Origin of the sequence: Enterobacter sp. RHBSTW-00175 (genome assembly GCF_013927005.1) — a bacterium.
Taxonomy (GTDB): domain Bacteria; phylum Pseudomonadota; class Gammaproteobacteria; order Enterobacterales; family Enterobacteriaceae; genus Enterobacter.
Genome location: NZ_CP055930.1, coordinates 1,852,521 through 1,870,129 on the forward strand (window position 1 = coordinate 1,852,521; position 17,609 = coordinate 1,870,129).

Here is a 17,609-nt window from a genome sequence, read left to right on the forward strand (position 1 = left end):
TCATTACGAACAACAATGAGCCACGCCTATGGATAAAATTCACGCAATGCAGCTCTTCATCCGTGTCGCGGAACTGGAAAGTTTTTCCCGCGCGGCGGATACCTTAGGCCTGCCGAAAGGGAGCGTTTCGCGGCAAATTCAGGCGCTGGAAAACCTGCTGGGCACGCAGCTTTTACACCGCACCACGCGCCGCGTCAGCCTGACGCAGGACGGCATGGTCTATTACGAGCGCGCAAAAGATCTGTTGACCAACCTCGACGAACTGGACGGCATGTTCCAGCTTGATCCCTCCAGCATCAGCGGACGATTGCGTGTCGATATGCCTGTGGGCGTTGCTCGAAATTTAGTCATCCCTAAACTCCCGGCATTTTTACAGCAGTATCCCGGTATTGAGCTGGAACTCAGCAGCAGTGACCGCCTGGTCGATGTGATCCGCGAAGGGTTTGACTGTGTGGTGCGCGTCGGCGCGCTGAAGGACTCCGGACTGATTGCCCGCCCGCTAGGCAAGCTGTCGGTGATTAATTGCGCCAGCCCAGAGTATCTGGAGCGTTTTGGTTACCCGGATAGTCTGGACGATTTGGCTTCACATGCGGTCATTCACTATGCCGCCAGTCTGGGCACTCGCCCGCAGGGCTTTGAGTATTACAACGGCAACGTTACGCAGTGGATAAAAACGGGCGGGATCCTGACCGTAAACAGCACGGAAACCTACCATGCGGCCTGTATCGCCGGGCTGGGGATAATCCAGGTGCCCCGTGTTGGTGTGCGTGATTCGCTGCGAGCCAAAAAACTGCTCGAGATCCTGCCGCAATACCGCGCAGAACCCATGCCCGTGTCGCTGATTTATCCGCACCGGCGTAACCTCTCCCGCCGGGTGCATCTGTTTATGGAGTGGCTAACCGTATTAATGAAAGCCTATGTTGATTAAGGGCAGGCTATAATTTCAATTACATCCCGCCAAACGAATAAGGAAAAGCGTGTGACGCCGGAAAACAACCAGCAACGTCCCCCACAGGAAAACACCCCAGGAAAAGCCGTCAACGCGCTGAAAACCGTCACCAGCACGGCACAGAAGATCCAGCGTCGGCCTTTGATTGCTCATCTGATACGCGCGACTGAGCGCTTCAATGATCGTATGGGGAATCAGTTTGGCGCCGCCATCACCTATTTCTCATTTCTGTCGATGATCCCCATCCTGATGGTGTCGTTTGCTGCCGCAGGTTTTATTCTTGCCTGGCATCCGACGTTGCTCCAGGACATCTTCGACAAGATCCTGATGAACGTCAGCGACCCTACGCTCGCGGGTACGCTCAAAAGCACCATCAATACCGCCGTGCAGCAGCGTACCACCGTTGGTCTGGTTGGTTTGCTCATTGCGCTCTATTCCGGCATTAACTGGATGGGAAACCTGCGTGAAGCCATTCGCGCCCAGTCCCGCGAAGTATGGGAACGCACGCCGCAGGAGCAAGAGAAAATTTGGGTTAAGTACTTCCGTGATTTTGTTTCGCTGATTGGCCTGCTTGTGGCCCTGATTGTGACGCTATCCATTACCTCTGTTGCCGGTTCAGCACAGCAGATGATTATCTCAGCGCTCTATCTCGACAGCATTGAATGGCTTAAACCTGCATGGCGAGGCATTGGGCTGGCCATTTCTGTCTTTGCCAATTACCTGCTGTTCTTCTGGATATTCTGGCGGTTACCACGCCACCGGCCACGTAAAAAGGCGCTGATCCGCGGCACACTGATTGCGGCAATTGGTTTTGAAATCATCAAAATCGTGATGACCTACACCCTGCCAGCGCTGGTGAAATCCCCGTCGGGAGCGGCATTTGGCTCGGTGCTGGGGTTAATGGCGTTCTTCTACTTCTTCGCCCGCCTGACGCTGTTCTGCGCCGCATGGATAGCCACCGCGCAATACAAAGATGACCCGAGAATGCCGGGTAAAACCCACACCTGATGGAATATGCGGGCTGAATAAGAATGCAAAAATTCAGCCCGTTCTATAATTTCAGAATATAAATCCAGTCCGTAACTTTTATTTAACCAAAAACCAGTTTTATCATCTAATATTTAAAAACTGTGAAGCATTTCATAGAAGATATTTTGCTGGTCTGAAAATTATTCGCTTTTTGCTGCTTTTATCGCCATTGATCCGGTTTGTTACAGATTGAAATGTCGCTTTTGCTGTGCGTAATATGGCCGTTCGTTCGTCAAAATATAAGAATATTTTATGCAAGCAACCGCCACAACACTCGACACTGAACCGGAAAGCACGCCGGTTAACTCACGTAATAAAGTTGTCGTCGCCTCGCTGATTGGCACCGCCATTGAGTTCTTCGACTTTTATATTTATGCCACAGCTGCGGTTATCGTTTTCCCGCATATCTTCTTCCCGCAGGGTGACCCAACGGCCGCCACGCTACAGTCTCTGGCGACATTCGCCATCGCCTTCGTTGCGCGCCCGATTGGCTCTGCGCTGTTTGGTCACTTTGGCGACCGCATCGGCCGTAAAGTCACGCTGGTGGCGTCACTGCTGACCATGGGGATTTCTACCGTGGCGATCGGCCTGCTGCCGACTTACGAAACCATCGGCATTATGGCGCCGGTTCTGCTGGCGCTGGCGCGCTTTGGTCAGGGTCTGGGGCTGGGTGGTGAATGGGGAGGTGCAGCGCTGCTGGCAACCGAAAACGCCCCTGCCCGTAAACGCGCGCTTTATGGCTCGTTCCCGCAGTTGGGAGCGCCGATTGGCTTCTTCTTTGCCAACGGCACTTTCCTGCTGCTCTCCTGGCTGCTGACGGATGAGCAGTTCATGAACTGGGGCTGGCGTATTCCGTTTATCTTCTCTGCCGTGCTGGTTCTGATTGGCCTGTACGTGCGCGTTTCTCTGCATGAAACGCCAGTGTTCGCCAAAGTTGCGGCGGCGAAAAAGCAGGTTAAAGTGCCGCTGGGCACGTTGCTGACAAAACACGTTCGTGTGACCGTGCTGGGCACGTTCATCATGCTGGCGACCTATACGCTGTTCTACATCATGACGGTCTACTCAATGACGTTCAGCACCGCTGCCGCACCTGTTGGTCTGGGGCTGCCGCGTAATGAAGTGCTGTGGATGCTGATGATGGCGGTTGTTGGTTTTGGCGTGATGGTGCCGATTGCAGGCCTGCTGGCGGACAAATTTGGCCGTCGCGCAAGCATGATTGTTATCACCTCGCTGATTATCCTGTTTGCGCTGTTTGTCTTCCCGCCGCTGCTGGGCTCAGGCAGCCCTTCGCTGGTGATGGCTTATCTGTTGATTGGTCTGAGCCTGATGGGACTGACCTTCGGCCCGATGGGCGCGCTGTTGCCAGAACTGTTCCCGACTGAAGTGCGTTATACCGGAGCATCTTTCTCCTATAACGTCTCTTCTATCCTGGGGGCATCTGTTGCGCCATATATTGCCACCTGGTTACAGGCTAACTATGGTCTGTTCTATGTGGGTGTGTATCTTGCGGCGATGGCGGCACTGACGCTGATTGCGTTGCTGCTGACCCACGAAACTAAAGATCATTCTCTGTAAACGGGTCATGCCGGGTGGCGGCTTCGCCTTACCCGGCACAAACAGACCGCACCATCACTTCTTCATCTGCGCCAGAATAGTCCGGCACTGATTCGCATCCCCTTCCGACGGTGATACCAGAGCCAGCAGTGCTGCCGCTGGCGTCACCAGCGTAGCCAGCGCCGCCGCAACCGCACCACGCGCAATCAGCGGCCCGGCTTTCACGCCAGCCTGCGGATACTTGAACGAACCGCGCACATACAGCGGTGAACGCAGGGTGATGATACGAATGCCCTTACTCTCAGGATCGATAGTCAAATCCAGCTGTTCAGAGGCCATACTGGCCGTCCCGGTGACATTGATAACGGCATTTTCCGTGTCGAAGGCAAAAATCTGCGGGCGCGCAACGCCATTGACCAGATCCAGGTTCGCCGCTGCGCAGTTCACACGGATTTCATCGTCGCCAAAAATCTGCCCGATAATGTAGTTACCGACGTTAAGCCCGAGGATCTCCATCAAATTCCGGCTTACCAGCCCGTCATTCATCAGGAGCTTCAGGTTGCCGTTACTGCTGCCCAGCAACGCCGCCACCGAATTACCCACACCGCGAATATCCGCATCGCCGTTCATCTCGCCCAGGGTTTTCTGCATCAGTGCAATATCCGGCATCAGTTGCTTTAGCTTCAGCCGCCGTGCCTGAATATCCGCCTGCCCGTGCATCGGCTTTTTATCCCCTTCAAGATGAATATTGGATGAGATAGTCCCGCCCGCCAGGCCAAATTTCAGCGGCTGTAAGCGCAGGTCGGCATTTTTAAGGATCAGGTGCGTGGAAAGGTCGCTGATGGGCAAGGTGCTACCGTGCTCGATTTTGCGCCCTTTAAAACGGACATCGGCATCCATGACGTTCCACTTGTCGGTTTCAAAGCGTTCATAAGGCAGGACTTTACCCGCCGGCTGGGGATCCTTTTTGACATCTTTGGTCTTCGTGCCTTTACCAGAATCGATACCAATCAGCGGCCCCAGATCGGCCAGGCGTAGCTGGCGAGACTCCATATCGCCTTCCAGTTTTGGGCGTGGTTTTCCGGTCGTATACGTCAGAGAACCGTGGATATCGCTATCCCCAATCCGGCCATTAAAATCGCGGTAATTGAAAACTGACGCAGTTTGCAGGTCGATTTTCGCCGTTAAATGCCCGTCGGTTTCAAAAGGTGGCGTATCGGGCAGCAGTACGCCGGTCAGGTCATATAGCTCGCCAAGTGAATCCCCGGCAAATTTCAGCCGCAGGTCAACACCGCCCATTTTCATTGGATCGTTAACCGTACCCACGAATGCCACGCGGGTATTCCCCGAGCGAAAATCTGCCTGTACCGGGAAGGGTGTACCTTCACTTCTCAGCGCCAGCATCCCGCCGATTTTACCCGTGCCGCTCAGAGGCTGGCCGTTGTAGCGCCCTTTCGCCGTCAGGCCAAACACGTAATCGCCTGCTTTGCTGTTGTCCCCTTTCTCTTTGCTGCCCGTAACCTCACTAAACGGCAGCGGTTTTCCCAGCGGATCGACCATGATCTCCACATCCGCTTTACTCACCTTGTCATCAATGAGGATCCGCCCGCGATCGAAAAGAATATTATCCAGGCGAAAAGACCAGGACGACGGCTGGGCATCAGGCGTGCTGTCGCCACTGCTGGCGAGGTTGAACGTCCAGTTGTTATTTTTTTCAGATAAGCGGATCAGGCGCGCATCTGGCTGCTGGAGTTTGATCCACGGCAGATAGACCGTTTTGGTCAGTAGCGCGAGAGGGGCCAGCGTGGCTTCAACACGTGGCAGGTGCACCATAGTGATGTCGGGAATATCCGGCGGATTGCCAAGAATGATGTCATCGGCGTGAACATGCGGCCAGGGCACCCAGCTTCGCCAGCCGGTTTCCTCTTTCTGCCGCTCCCAAACCACGCCCAGATCGCCGCGAATGGCAAACGGCCGGTTCAGTTCGGTAGAGACTTTCTGGTTGATGGTCGGTTTAAGGCGGTTCCAGTCAAACGTCGCGAGAATGATGATTGCCACCACAATCAACAACAAGAAAATCCCACATCCCCAGGTGACAATCCTGGTTGTTTTCGTCATTGTTTCCCCCTTACCAGATAGTCTTACCTTTCATCAATATAGCTCATGACACAGGTAAGCGGGGGGCCACTGCGTCCGGTAATAATGCGTAAGTGCGACGCACTATTACGGGAAACAGATTACTTTACAACGTAATAACGACGTTATTCAGGGTATCCATCGGGACAGGACGAGAGAGGAAATAGCCTTGCGCTGCTGCCGCAGGTGAGTTTTGCACATCACGCCACTCTTCCAGCGTTTCAACACCTTCAACAATGACACCCTGGCAATAACGGTTCATCAGTTGCAGGAGCAACGTGAACAGATTTCGGCCTTCCGGCGTCTGGCGCAGCATAATAAACAGGTCGCGAGCCACTTTGATGTAGTCATAGCGCACTTCACTGAGCGCGGAGAAGTTCGCCATACCTGTACCAAAGTCGTCCAGCCACAGCGGGCCAAACTCACACATAGTGGCAAATGACGAATCCTGAGGCAGGCTGACGTGCTCCACCAGCTCGAAGCGCATCCACGGCAGCGTGGCGATCAGCTCCTGCAATTTTGCGTTCTGGCGCAATGCTATCAGGGTCGGGCCGTCTACATTCACCGATGCAAGAATATTGTGCTGAGTGAAAAACTCATGCTTTGTCGACAGCATTTTCAGCTGCTCTTCCAGCACATCGATACGCTGGCGAACGGCCACTTCAGCAAAATAGCGATCCGGCGGAATACGCTGCGAAGGGTTCGACGGATGCGTAACAACCGTTAAAATCTCAATGGCCATCAACCGGCCGTCAGTACGGTAGATCGGTTGATAGGTATAGGCACGCTCACATTGCAGCCAGTAGCGATGCTCCTGCAAGTTCTCAATACTTGCCTCAGGCGTAGTGCTTAGCCGCTGGATAACCTGCTCTGACTTCATTTCAGATGTCCTGTTTTATGGGGATGACCTTTCTGGACTCGTCAAAGGGTTATCGGCGGGACAATTGAGAACTTTATGTCCAGTTCGCCGGGAAAATGAAATTAAGATGACAGAAATTATCAGGAATACGCGCTGGCTCAAAAAAAATATTGGAACGTCGTTTTAATATAGTTGACCACATAATCCACACAGCGCACACTGCTTCTAATTTATCTGTTCAGGTTCACGACTATGTCTAAAAAAATTGCCGTGATTGGCGAATGCATGATTGAGCTGTCACAAAAAGGCGCGGAAGTTAGCCGCGGTTTTGGTGGCGATACATTGAACACATCGGTTTACATTGCCCGTCAGGTCGCTCCCGACGCACTCGCCGTGAATTATGTTACCGCACTGGGTACGGACAGTTTCAGCCAGCAGATGCTGGAGTCCTGGCAGAGTGAAAATGTACAAACTTCCCTGATTCAGCAGATGGAAAACCGCCTGCCGGGTCTGTATTACATTGAAACCGACAGTACCGGCGAGCGTACGTTCTACTACTGGCGTAACGAAGCCGCGGCCAAATTCTGGCTGGAAAGCGACGCCGCAGCTGCCATTTGTGAAGAACTGGCTACTTTTGACTATCTCTACCTGAGCGGGATTAGCCTGGCGATTTTAAGCCCGTCCAGCCGCGAAAAACTGTTGTCATTACTGCGTGAATGCCGCGCCAATGGCGGTAAGGTGATTTTCGATAACAACTACCGCCCTCGTCTGTGGGCCAGCCGCGAGGAGACGCAGCAGGTTTATCAGCAGATGCTGCAATGCACCGACATCGCGTTCTTAACGCTGGATGACGAAGATGCTCTGTGGGGCGAAAAACCGGTCGATGAAGTTATCGCCCGTACTCTGGCCGCTGGCGTGAGTGAAGTCGTGATTAAGCGCGGTGCAGAGTCGTGCCTGGTGGCGATTGCGGGGGAAACCGTTGTGGAAGTCCCGGCAGTCAAATTAGCCAAAGAGAAAGTGATTGATACCACCGCTGCGGGCGATTCATTCAGTGCGGGTTATCTGGCGGTACGTCTGACGGGCGGTACGCCAGAAGCGGCGGCACAGCGCGGGCACCTGACCGCCAGTACGGTGATTCAGTATCGCGGGGCGATTATTCCGCGCGAGGCAATGCCTGCGTAAATCAGGAGGGGGCTGATGCCCCCACCCTAAGCCTCTCCCACCGGCATTACTGCCCCTGCGGAATATCCGTTGCATCCTGATGTAAATCATCTGCCGTTGTCGTCTGCGCAGCCTGCGGTGCAGTGACCATAATCGAATCCCAGGTTGACTGAAGTTCTTTCATGTCATATTCCGGCTCGCCCTTTGGCTGCAACAGAATCAACGCCATATCCTGCGACAGTTGCTGACGCAAATCCTGATTCAACATATCGACCGTCAGACTGCTCAGGAAGTCCTGACGCAGTTTCTGATACTGTTCCGGCGCAATATCAACAACCTGGTTTTGCAGCGAACGAATACGCTGGCTAATCAGGATATCGGTATCTGCGCGGGCATAGGTCGCAAACAGTTTTTGCAGTTCGAGTTTTTTCTGCGCCACCAGCGCATTAAATTCCTCTTCTGACAGCCCCACCTTGCGTACTTTCGCCAGCTCTTTCGCCACCAGACCCAGGTTCGCATTCAGCTTGTCACCCGGTGATTCCACGTTGATGGCGCACTGGGCGCGCTGGAACAGCACACGGCAGTCAAAGCCCAGGCCGATGTCCTTCATGTTGTTTTTGCTCAGCGTCTGCTGAACGTGCCAGAACAGCGCCTCACGGGCGAGATCCGCACGCCAGTAACGCAACAACGCCGCAGACTCACGAATGGGCTGCCAGGCGGTATCCCACATCATAGAGAGCTTATCCTGACGCACCGTGTCCGTCATAATGCTGACCGGCTCTGCGCGCAGCGGTGAAAGCGTAGGGACAGGGGCTGGCGATTCACGCTTGCCTTTCAGATCGCCAAAGGCCTTGTTGATCTGCTCAACCACCGCACGGCTATCAACATTACCCACCACAATCAGGGTCATTGCATCCGGGGTATACCATTTCTGGTAGAAGGATTTGACCTGCTCAGTATCGACGGGCTGTTTCAGCGGCTCTGCCGGGTCATGTCCCAGCAGCGTGGAGCCTTTCAGGCGGTAGCGCCACCAGCCTTCTTTCGTGTCCACAGGCCAGGTTGCAACCATGTCGCTGTTGCTCAGCGCATAATTTACGGTGTCTGGTGTGATGGCAAGCTTGCCAGTGGCATCAGACAGATAGGTCAGGGCTTCTTTCAGGAGATCGTTACGGTTGTTCGGCAGACTCAGGTTAAACATGGTGTAGTCATAAGAAACGACTGCCGGAGGAAGTGGGCGTTTAGGGTCAATGGCTTGTTGCCAGAGAGAACGCACCTGAACTGCCTGCAAACTGCCGCTCTGGGTGAGCGCCAGCCGGGGAATAAAGTGACTTAAACCGGTCTGCTGAGTGCTTTCTGTCAGAGAGCCTGTATTCACAGACAGACGAATTTCAATACGGTCACTCGGGCGCTGCGGAGTGGCTAAAACTTGCCACTGAAAACCGTTCGCCAGAGTTCCTTGTTGCCAGGCCGGGTCTGGCTGGAGCGCATCTGCCTGCACATAACTGGCTGCTGCCATCATCAGCAAACCGCCGGTTAAGAGTCGAATTTTTGTGCCCTGCATGTGAACCCCTGATCAACATTCCTGGTTAAAAAGAGTGTCTCGTGACGTGGAGCACTCCAAAAGATGACGATGAAAACACTTCGATTAGACCGCGTGTTCTGCGAAACGTCACGGACGGAAGTGAAATATACCTTAAAAAAATCTTGTCGAATTATGACAGGTATGAACAGTTATTATGCGCAGGAGCCCGCATCCCGACAAGGGATAGCGGGCATTTGTGACGATATTAGGAGGATATACCTTGAGTCTTGCTGTCAGAATTGCGGTTATTCAGCGTGTCATCAAGCTTTTTGTGATCCAGCTCTTTCACCCATTTCGCCACCACAACCGTGGCCACGCCGTTACCCACCAGGTTGGTTAACGCACGGGCTTCTGACATAAAGCGGTCAATACCGAGAATCAACGCCAGACCTGCCACCGGTAGATGCCCCACTGCCGAAATGGTCGCGGCCAGAACGATAAATCCACTGCCCGTTACGCCCGCAGCGCCTTTCGAAGAGAGCAACAACACCACCAGTAGGGTTATCTGATGGAAAATATCCATATGGCTGTTGGTTGCCTGTGCGATAAATACCGCGGCCATCGTCAGGTATATCGAGGTGCCGTCGAGGTTAAAGGAGTAACCCGTCGGGATAACCAACCCCACCACCGACTTACGGCAGCCCAGTTTCTCCATCTTATCGAGCATTCGCGGCAGTGCAGACTCAGACGATGAGGTACCCAGCACAATCAGCAGTTCTTCGCGGATATAGCGGATAAACTTGAAGATGTTGAAGCCTGCCGCGCGGGCAATCGACCCCAGAACCACCACTACGAACAGAATACAGGTAATGTAGAAGCAGATAATCAGCTGACCTAGCTGCACCAGCGTACCTACGCCGTATTTCCCGATGGTAAAGGCCATCGCCCCGAATGCGCCGATCGGTGCCAGACGCATGATCATGTTGATGATGCCGAAGATGACCTGCGAGAAGCTCTCAATCACGTTGAAGATCAGCTGACCTTTACTGCCAAGACGGTGCAACGCAAAACCAAACAGCACCGCAAACAGCAGAACCTGCAAAATATTGCCGCTGGCGAATGCGCCGATGACGCTGCCAGGAATAACGTCCAGCAGGAAGGCCACAACGCCCTGGTCTTTTGCCTGCTCGGCGTACATCGCGACGGCTTTGGCATCCAGCGTCGATGGATCAACGTTCATCCCCGCGCCCGGCTGCACCACGTTAACAATAATCAGACCAATAATCAGTGCGATGGTACTGACCACTTCGAAATACAACAGAGCGACTGCTCCGGTACGACCAACAGCCTTCATGCTTTCCATGCCAGCAATGCCGGTCACCACCGTACAGAAGATAATCGGGGCGATGATCATTTTGATGAGCTTAACGAACGCGTCGCCAAGCGGTTTCATTTGCGCGCCTAATTCAGGATAGAAGTGACCAAGCAGAATACCGATCGCGATGGCTGTCAGGACCTGAAAGTAGAGACTTTTGAAGAGTGAGGTTTTCATAGGGTGTCCTTGGGAAGAAAAACCACAGGTTTTGTAAGATTTTGGTTAACCTGCGACTTTAAAATAACACCCGTAAAACATGACAGAAATAAACTTACATCAACTTTGAAACACGAATGTTAAGAAATTTGAGCTGACTCGCGCAAGCCAGCAACAAATTTACGCTTTTGCATTATTGCTTTCATTCGCCAGATAGCGTTGCTCGAACACATCCGAAGGGACTGCGCGGGCAAAAAGGAACCCCTGTCCGCTCTCCACCCCTGCGGCTGCCAGCCAGTCGCGTTGCGCTTCGGTTTCAATGCCTTCTGCAATCACATGCAGGTTGAGGCTACGCGCCATCTGGATGATGGCCTGCACCATGCTGCTGTCTTCCGGTAGACCGTCAACGAAGGTTTTATCGATTTTCAGCACATCAACCGGCAGGGTTTTCATGTGATGGAGCTGACGCAGCCCGGCATACCCCATGCCAAAATCGTCCAGCGCGATGCGGATCCCGGCATTACGCAGCGGTTTCAGAATAGTGACCGCTTCGTTAGGGTCGTCAATACGGCGGCTTTCTGTCACTTCCAGGATCAGCGTGTCAGGTTTTACCCGATAGCGGTGGATAAGCTCCAGCATCTCCGAAACCATGGTTGGATGCATAAGCTGTAGGGCAGACAAATTCACCGACAGCGGCAACGTGACACCCCGCTCCTGCCAGGCCGCAAGCTGGCGGCAGGACTCTTCAAGCACCCAGTAACCCACGGTGACCATCAGGCCACAGGACTCAATACGCTCAATCAGCCCTTCGGGCAGCTCCCACGAGCCATCAGGCTGCTGCATCCGCAGTAATGCTTCTGCGCTTTTGACTTCGCCCGTCAGTAAATTCACCTGTGGCTGGAGCCAGATGGCAAACTGGCGGTTATCCAGCGCGGTCAGAATATCGCTCTCTTCGGTCAGGCGCTGCTGCGCTTTTTCCATCTGCTCCGGTTCGAAGAACTGGATCTGGTTTTTCCCTTTACGACGGGCAGTGAAGGCGGCAGAAAACGCGCGGCGATACAGCTGCTCTGCTGTGAGGTCGCCGTAGAACATAGCGATCCCGATGCTTGCGCTTGGACGTAGCTGAATACCCTGAATGGGCAACCGCTCATTAATGACAGTGAGTACTTGCTGACCTAATGTAATCGCGTGCCACGGCTCTTTCACGCCGTGGGCAATGATCACCAGGTCATATCCGCTGACCTGGGTCAGCACCATGCGCGGAGCCAGGACAGATTTCACCTTTTCCACCAGCGTCAGCAGCAGCACTTCGCGCTGGCTCTCTTTGAGAACACCCGCCGTGTCCTGCAAGGTTTCACAGGCGACAACCATCAGTGCGGTCGTCTGCTGGCGCGCCACGGTCTGCTCCAGCAGGGCCATCAAAAAGGCTTTGTTGGGAAGCTCTGAAACCGGAAAACGGGTCGCACTGCTGTTCAGATCGTCCTGCTGGCGCAAAATACGCTGCTGGTTGAGGTTATAGCTGCGCACCAGCATGCCAATTTCATCGTCATGGTGCAGATGCGGAACCTCCAGCTGATGCCCCACCTGTTCCTGCGGCGAGAGGTTATTCAGCTCGCGAGCGATGCGGCGTACAGGGTGCACAATCAACCGGTTAATACACCAGGTCAGGGCCACGCTGAGGATCAGTGCCAAAAGTAAGTAAGTGGTTACTAACGTAATAACCCAACTCATCACAAATTTATACAGGCGATATGAGTCGGCCTGAAGCACCAGATAGGCTAACGGTTGCGGGTTCGCCGGGCGCTCAAGAGAATAGACAGGCAGGGAAATTTGTACCGGCAGCTCAAACAATCGCATGATCATGACCGGAACCGGACGTTCAGGGATAAAACTCATCCGCAGTGCCTGGAACTGGTTAGGCAGAACCACATCCGCGCGGCTGACTATACCAGCAGGCTGGATGCGTTTTAATATCGTTTCCGCCTCAGGAATATCCCCTTTCAGGATAGAGGCAGAAAGTGGCCCACGTACTGCGCGGGCAATACTTTCAAGTTGTGTAGCCGTGTTATAGCGATTCTGCTGTACGGAATGAAACAGCAAAATGACGCAGAAAAGGAAAACAAACAGCATCGTGACGGCAGAAACCATCGCCATCTGTTTGATAGTTAAAGAACGGCTGACACGCAAAATGACTCTCCACAAAACTCAAAGCGCAAGGCGCACCAGGGCGTTAACCTGGTGCGCCTGAGTATACCCGATTGCTGCGTTTATTAGAGAGACTTACAATTGGATTAAGGTAAATCTGATTACCAGTCCGCGTACGGAATAAGCGGCTGCGGTGGCAGATCCATGTCTCCTTGCCAGCCCGCCGCAGAATAACGTACGTAGAGCAGCGCATGGCTCGGGGTATAATCTTTTGCTTCCTGAATATCAACGCCCATCCCGACAAACCAGTTAGACGTTACACGACGTTCAACAATCGCTCTGGCGGTATAACCCGTGCCTGACGAACTGCTGCCGTTTTCCGGCTCTCCCCGGTCCGTATAGTTTGTCGGGATCAGGCTCTGAATGGGATATCGCATTCCATCGTCCGTTTTGGAGTGCGACCAGGAGACTGAACCACCCAGCTCCCATGACCAGTTTTCGGTACGTTTACGCCAGGTCACAGGCAAGGCAAAAGAGACATACTGCTGCGGGCTGTAATAACCGCCCTGGCCCAGCGTATACCCGCTAAGATCCTTGTCGTAATGCCACAGCATATTGCTGACGCCAACGGTCAGGCGCTCATTATTTTTATTAATGAGCTTGTAGTAGTAACCGGTCATCCAGCGAACACGCCAGTTATCTTCCACATTTTTCCCTGTCAGGCTATCAGCACTCAGGCTTGACCAAATGCCGTTCGCCTCACCTTTGTCATAGCTCAGGCTCACGCCGCCACCGGTGGCACGCACGCCGCCCCATGTGGTGTCGGTGTTGGAATCACGCTGCCCGGCAAACGCCAGAAGCGAGCTGGAAATCGGGCGACGGTGGGCGTTTACGGTATAACCAATTGGCCCCAGATCGTTGCTGTAACTCAGGCCACCAACCACATCCACCACGTCGAAACCCATCGGCGTTGTGCCGATGTCCATCGCCCAGGTTTTATTCTGCCAGCCCACGGCAACGCTCGCGCCGTTTGCGGTCTGGTTGGTATTGCCATGACAAGGCGTCGCCGCACAAGTACCCCATTTCGGATCGTACTTTCCGTCTTTGGTGGCAAATGTCCCGGCATCCATGTTGACCAGATCGCTACGGAAGAACATACGCCCGTCAGAAAGCGGCGCATCCACCTGCAACATGGTGGTGTGAGCTTTCAGGTCGGAATAACCGCCCGTACCGCTTGAGCCCCAGTAGTCGTGTTGCAGCGTGACGTTAACGTCTTGCTGACGGTATAAATCACCGGCATCGCTGCGTACGCCGCGCTTCAGCCAGTCGTCGTTCTCGTCGTTACGCGTCAGGCGGGTAAAACTGTCGTTATCCGTTGGACGCGTGGTGGTGATACCAGAAGACACCATCGCGTCTTTATAGGTTTCCAGCGCCTGCTGAGGCTGGCCGTTTTGCGCCTGAAAACGCGAGGCGTCACGCAATACCAGCGCATTATCCATAGACGCAGGCTGCGATTTCGCCTGAGGAATTAGCTTGCTGAAGGTTTGCTCCGCTGCGGCGTTATCGCCTAGCCCCGCCTGCGCCATCGCAATCCGCCGCTGCATGTTCAGTGACTGCGGTTGCCCGGCTTTCGCATCCGGGAGTTTTGCCAGTTCGGCGCGCGCGGCGTCTTTATTCCCTTCCGAGATATAGATTTCCGTCAGCCCAAGGATGGCGTCTTCGTTTTGCGGTTCACGCTGCAACACCGCGTTATACGCGGCTTTCGCCTCTGCACGGTCACCACGCTGCTGCGCCCAGTCAGCCAGGGTTAAATCGATACGCGTTGAAGAAGGTTGCTGACGGAGCAGGTTTTCAGCCTCTTGCTCTTTACCGCTGTCCCGCAGACGGCTCGCCGTTTCCAGCACCTGGTTGCTTTGCAGACGGTCAGCCAGCTCCTGGATATTGCCATTCCACTGGCTGCGCGGCAGGGTGTTCAGGTGAGCCAGAGCGGCCCTGTCCTGGTCGTTACCGGAAAGATAAAGCCCGCTGGCGTATACCTGATCAGGATCGGTCGGTTTTTGGTTTGCCAGCTGGCGCATCAGGGTGTCGGCCTGGCTGCGCTGGCCCGCACTGTAGAGATCGCGCGAAAGACGATAAGTTATCCACACATCGCCCGGCGACAGCGCCAGACGACGACGCTGAATTTCCGCAGCCTGGGCATATTTGCCTTCGTTTTCCAGCTGCTCGGCCTGCCGGGACAACTGTTCGTTCGTCAGGCTACGTTCAATATCATCAATGCTGCGGCGCTGGCTGGCAGAAAGTGACTGGATAAACTGCGAGGCTTTTTCCGGTGACTGGGCACGATAGATATTGGCCAGTCCGCGTACGGCGTTACTGTTACCGCTGTCCATACGCAACGCCTGGCGATAGTAACGCTCAGCTGCGTCATTATCTTTGCGCGCCGCCGCCACATCCCCAAGACCGAGCACCGCATAGCTATCGGTGTTGTCGATATTTCGCGCCTGCTGGTAATAGCGTTCCGCCTGCGCGGTGTTGTTCGCTTTAAGCGCGGTATCACCCTGCTGGATCAGCAGCCAGTAGCGGTTAACCTTCAACAGGCTATCCCACTTACCCCGGTTATCGCTCTGCGGATCAAGGGCAATGGCTTTTTCAAACTGCGCCACTGCACGGGCGCGATCGCCTTTTTGCGAATACGCCTGGCCCAGTGCGCCAACGGCCTCGCTGTCGGCATGGTTAGCGCTAACCGCTTTTTGCAGTTCCGTGACCGCTTTACTGCCCTGCCCGGCATCGACCGCCGCTAAGCCTTCGGCTTTGGCACGAAACGTCGGGTCGGCCAGCTGCTTTTGCTGCGCTTCAAGCTGGGAACGCGCCGCTGTCACGCTATCGCCAGTGCTGAAGACAGTCAGGTATTTTTGCAGCGCGCTCACGCTGGCGCTGCTGGCAGGTTGGTCTTTAATCTGCTGATACCACATGTCAGACGCCTGATCGCGGCCATTATTGGTTTTGGCCATATCCTGCAATACCGCGAATCCTTCATCACGGCGTCCGTTCTGGAACATCAGCTGCGCCAGTGTGGCCTGTAGCTGCACATTGCCAGGATTGCTGGCATTGATTTTCTTAAGCTGGTTAATGGCACTGGTACGTCGGGCAGGATCTTTGGCCACCACATTCCAGTACTCTGTTGCTAAATCGCCACCAGGCGGGTTTCCGGCAAAGAGTTTGTCGTAAGCCGCAATCGCTTCCTGAGTGTGGCCTGTTGTGGCTAACAAACGCGCCTGCTGCAAAGCCTGGCGGCCATCCGGCGTTGAAAGCAGCATGGTATTACGGGAAGACTGATACACAGCCGAACCCGGGGCGATCCCTTTCAGGCGATCCAGCTCTTTTTGCGCGCCAGCAGTGTCGCCCTGGCGCAGCAAATAACGGAAACGTGCGGCAATCACATCCGGGTTGTTTGGATCGATAAGCTCAAGACGATAGAGCGACTGGCGAACCAAATCCTCGCGCTGCGTTGATTCGCCCAGACGAACCTGCTCCAGCAGCTGTTTCTGCTGGGGGGAGTTGGCAGCCTGCGCCATCGGCATCAGTGCCAGGCCAAGCGATAAACTGAGTAGATTTAATGTGAACTTGCGCATTCCTGGCCCCAATCCGGTATTAATTCACCTTTTTCGGTGAAGCGAAAACGATGCTGATCCCATCCTTGTCCAAAGAGAGTCAGTACGTAGCTGTAATAGGCGTTGTTATCGGGAAAGTTATCAGCGACACGCTGGCGCTGAACCGCTTGCGCGTCACGGGATTGTAAAAAGGGCAGCAGAGAAGCCGAAAATCCCACCGGGCCGTGACCCGTTCGTTTCCCGCCCGCCACATCCACTTTCTCCGGCGGTATACCCTGTTTTTTTGTCACCGCAGCCATCGGCTGGAAACGCGCCAGCAGTCGGGCTTTTTGCGGGTCTTTGTCGTTCATCATCCCCACCCAGAGATAAACCCGGATGGCATCGTAGCTGCCGACCAGGGTTTTATCCGGCTTCAACTGCCAGCCTTTATTTTTCTGGTATTGCACCCAGTCCGGGGAAAATCCTTTCGGTGCCGTTTCCAGCAACAGGCGCAGGTTAGTCTCGCGAAGGGTTTTCCAGGGAGCGCCAAAGCGGGTGAAATAGCTCGCAAGCTGAGGGGGAAGGTAGCTGGGGTTGAAGCGCCAGGCATTCTCTTCTGCAAAGCCGATTTTGCCCGGCAGCAGCATCGAGCCAAGACCCGGTACTTTTACCACTTCCTCGCTGGCAATACGTTTGAGCAGCGCCTTCCCGGCGCGGGTGTAGTCCGGGTGTTTCCATAACCGACCGGCTTCGAGCAGTGACCAGGCAATCCAGATATCGCCATCAGATGCAGAGTTAGTATCGATGACCGCCCAGGTGTCTTTGTCTTTTTGACCCCACAGCCAGGCGGGCAGACGCTCGTGTAAATCCCCTCCGGCGAGGTTATCGCGCGTCCACGTCAGCAACTGGTCGAACGCCTTGCGGTCATTCGCCGCAAGGGCAAAGAACAAGGCGTAACTTTGCCCTTCTGAGGTAGTAATTTTGCGCGTGTCACTGGGGTCAATGACACGCCCGCTCTCGCTAATGTAATCCTTTTTAAACTGCTCCCAGGCAGGCCAGGTGCAGGCGGCGCGAAGATTCGTCGCCGCCAGCATCAACGCTGCTAACGCACACCAGCGAAAGGCTTTCATCAC

At 54.4% G+C, this 17,609-nt stretch carries 11 protein-coding genes; 4 read left to right on the forward strand and 7 right to left on the reverse strand.

Annotation, left to right across the window (positions count from 1 at the left end):
* Window positions 1-28 precede the first annotated feature (28 nt).
* The 3 genes from HV107_RS08815 (at window position 29) to HV107_RS08825 (ending at window position 3,553) form a co-directional block, all read left to right on the forward strand.
* Entirely contained in the window at window positions 29-928 is a 900-nt protein-coding gene (locus HV107_RS08815; RefSeq protein WP_182062884.1) for a LysR family transcriptional regulator, read from the forward strand.
* A 51-nt stretch (window positions 929-979) separates the two neighbouring features.
* Window positions 980-1,957 carry an inner membrane protein YhjD gene (gene yhjD / locus HV107_RS08820; protein ID WP_182062885.1) on the forward strand — a complete coding sequence of 326 codons (978 nt, stop codon included), beginning with the start codon at window positions 980-982 and terminating at the stop codon, window positions 1,955-1,957.
* 273 nt (window positions 1,958-2,230) lie between these two features.
* A complete protein-coding gene (locus HV107_RS08825; protein ID WP_182062886.1) occupies window positions 2,231-3,553 on the forward strand; it encodes an MFS transporter in 1,323 nt (440 codons plus the stop codon).
* Window positions 3,554-3,607: 54 nt separating this feature from the next.
* On the opposite strand, the gene HV107_RS08830 is transcribed toward HV107_RS08825, so the two are convergent.
* Window positions 3,608-5,650: an AsmA family protein gene (locus HV107_RS08830; RefSeq protein ID WP_182062887.1), complete on the reverse strand. Its 2,043-nt coding sequence runs from the start codon at window positions 5,648-5,650 to the stop codon at window positions 3,608-3,610.
* 124 nt (window positions 5,651-5,774) lie between these two features.
* A complete protein-coding gene (gene pdeH / locus HV107_RS08835) occupies window positions 5,775-6,548 on the reverse strand; it encodes a cyclic-guanylate-specific phosphodiesterase (RefSeq protein ID WP_182062888.1) in 774 nt (257 codons plus the stop codon).
* 231 nt (window positions 6,549-6,779) lie between these two features.
* Here pdeH and HV107_RS08840 point away from each other — a divergent pair, with 231 nt between their 5' ends.
* Window positions 6,780-7,709, forward strand: coding sequence for a sugar kinase (locus HV107_RS08840; RefSeq protein WP_182062889.1), 930 nt, complete (start codon window positions 6,780-6,782; stop codon window positions 7,707-7,709).
* Window positions 7,710-7,755: 46 nt separating this feature from the next.
* Here the strand turns inward: HV107_RS08840 and HV107_RS08845 are convergent, their stop codons facing one another.
* From HV107_RS08845 to bcsZ, 5 genes are all read right to left on the reverse strand, one after another.
* Window positions 7,756-9,249 (reverse strand): pitrilysin family protein, encoded by a 1,494-nt coding sequence (locus HV107_RS08845; protein WP_182062890.1) that lies wholly within the window; start codon window positions 9,247-9,249, stop codon window positions 7,756-7,758.
* A gap of 226 nt (window positions 9,250-9,475) precedes the next feature.
* The gene (locus tag HV107_RS08850) at window positions 9,476-10,762 is read right to left on the reverse strand and encodes a dicarboxylate/amino acid:cation symporter (RefSeq protein ID WP_182062891.1); all 1,287 of its coding nucleotides are present in this window, start codon (window positions 10,760-10,762) and stop codon (window positions 9,476-9,478) included.
* A 159-nt stretch (window positions 10,763-10,921) separates the two neighbouring features.
* Window positions 10,922-12,928, reverse strand: a complete 2,007-nt coding sequence (gene hmsP, locus HV107_RS08855; protein ID WP_182062892.1) for a biofilm formation regulator HmsP — start codon at window positions 12,926-12,928, stop codon at window positions 10,922-10,924.
* 119 nt (window positions 12,929-13,047) lie between these two features.
* Window positions 13,048-16,518, reverse strand: coding sequence for a cellulose synthase complex outer membrane protein BcsC (gene bcsC, locus HV107_RS08860; protein WP_182062893.1), 3,471 nt, complete (start codon window positions 16,516-16,518; stop codon window positions 13,048-13,050).
* Window positions 16,500-17,606, reverse strand: a complete 1,107-nt coding sequence (gene bcsZ / locus HV107_RS08865; protein ID WP_182063489.1) for a cellulose synthase complex periplasmic endoglucanase BcsZ — start codon at window positions 17,604-17,606, stop codon at window positions 16,500-16,502. The genes bcsC and bcsZ overlap by 19 nt, the downstream gene beginning before the upstream one ends.
* Between the last annotated feature and the right edge of the window lie 3 nt (window positions 17,607-17,609).

Excerpts from the sequence above, each read along its gene's own strand:
- HV107_RS08815 (WP_182062884.1), top strand. The coding sequence starts at position 29 with ATGGATAAAATTCACGCAATGCAGCTCTTCATCCGTGTCGCGGAACTG.
- HV107_RS08825 (WP_182062886.1), top strand. The coding sequence starts at position 2,231 with ATGCAAGCAACCGCCACAACACTCGACACTGAACCGGAAAGCACGCCG.
- HV107_RS08830 (WP_182062887.1), bottom strand. The coding sequence starts at position 5,650 with ATGACGAAAACAACCAGGATTGTCACCTGGGGATGTGGGATTTTCTTG.
- pdeH (WP_182062888.1), bottom strand. The coding sequence starts at position 6,548 with ATGAAGTCAGAGCAGGTTATCCAGCGGCTAAGCACTACGCCTGAGGCA.
- HV107_RS08840 (WP_182062889.1), top strand. The coding sequence starts at position 6,780 with ATGTCTAAAAAAATTGCCGTGATTGGCGAATGCATGATTGAGCTGTCA.
- HV107_RS08845 (WP_182062890.1), bottom strand. The coding sequence starts at position 9,249 with ATGCAGGGCACAAAAATTCGACTCTTAACCGGCGGTTTGCTGATGATG.
- HV107_RS08850 (WP_182062891.1), bottom strand. The coding sequence starts at position 10,762 with ATGAAAACCTCACTCTTCAAAAGTCTCTACTTTCAGGTCCTGACAGCC.
- bcsC (WP_182062893.1), bottom strand. The coding sequence starts at position 16,518 with ATGCGCAAGTTCACATTAAATCTACTCAGTTTATCGCTTGGCCTGGCA.
- bcsZ (WP_182063489.1), bottom strand. The coding sequence starts at position 17,606 with ATGAAAGCCTTTCGCTGGTGTGCGTTAGCAGCGTTGATGCTGGCGGCG.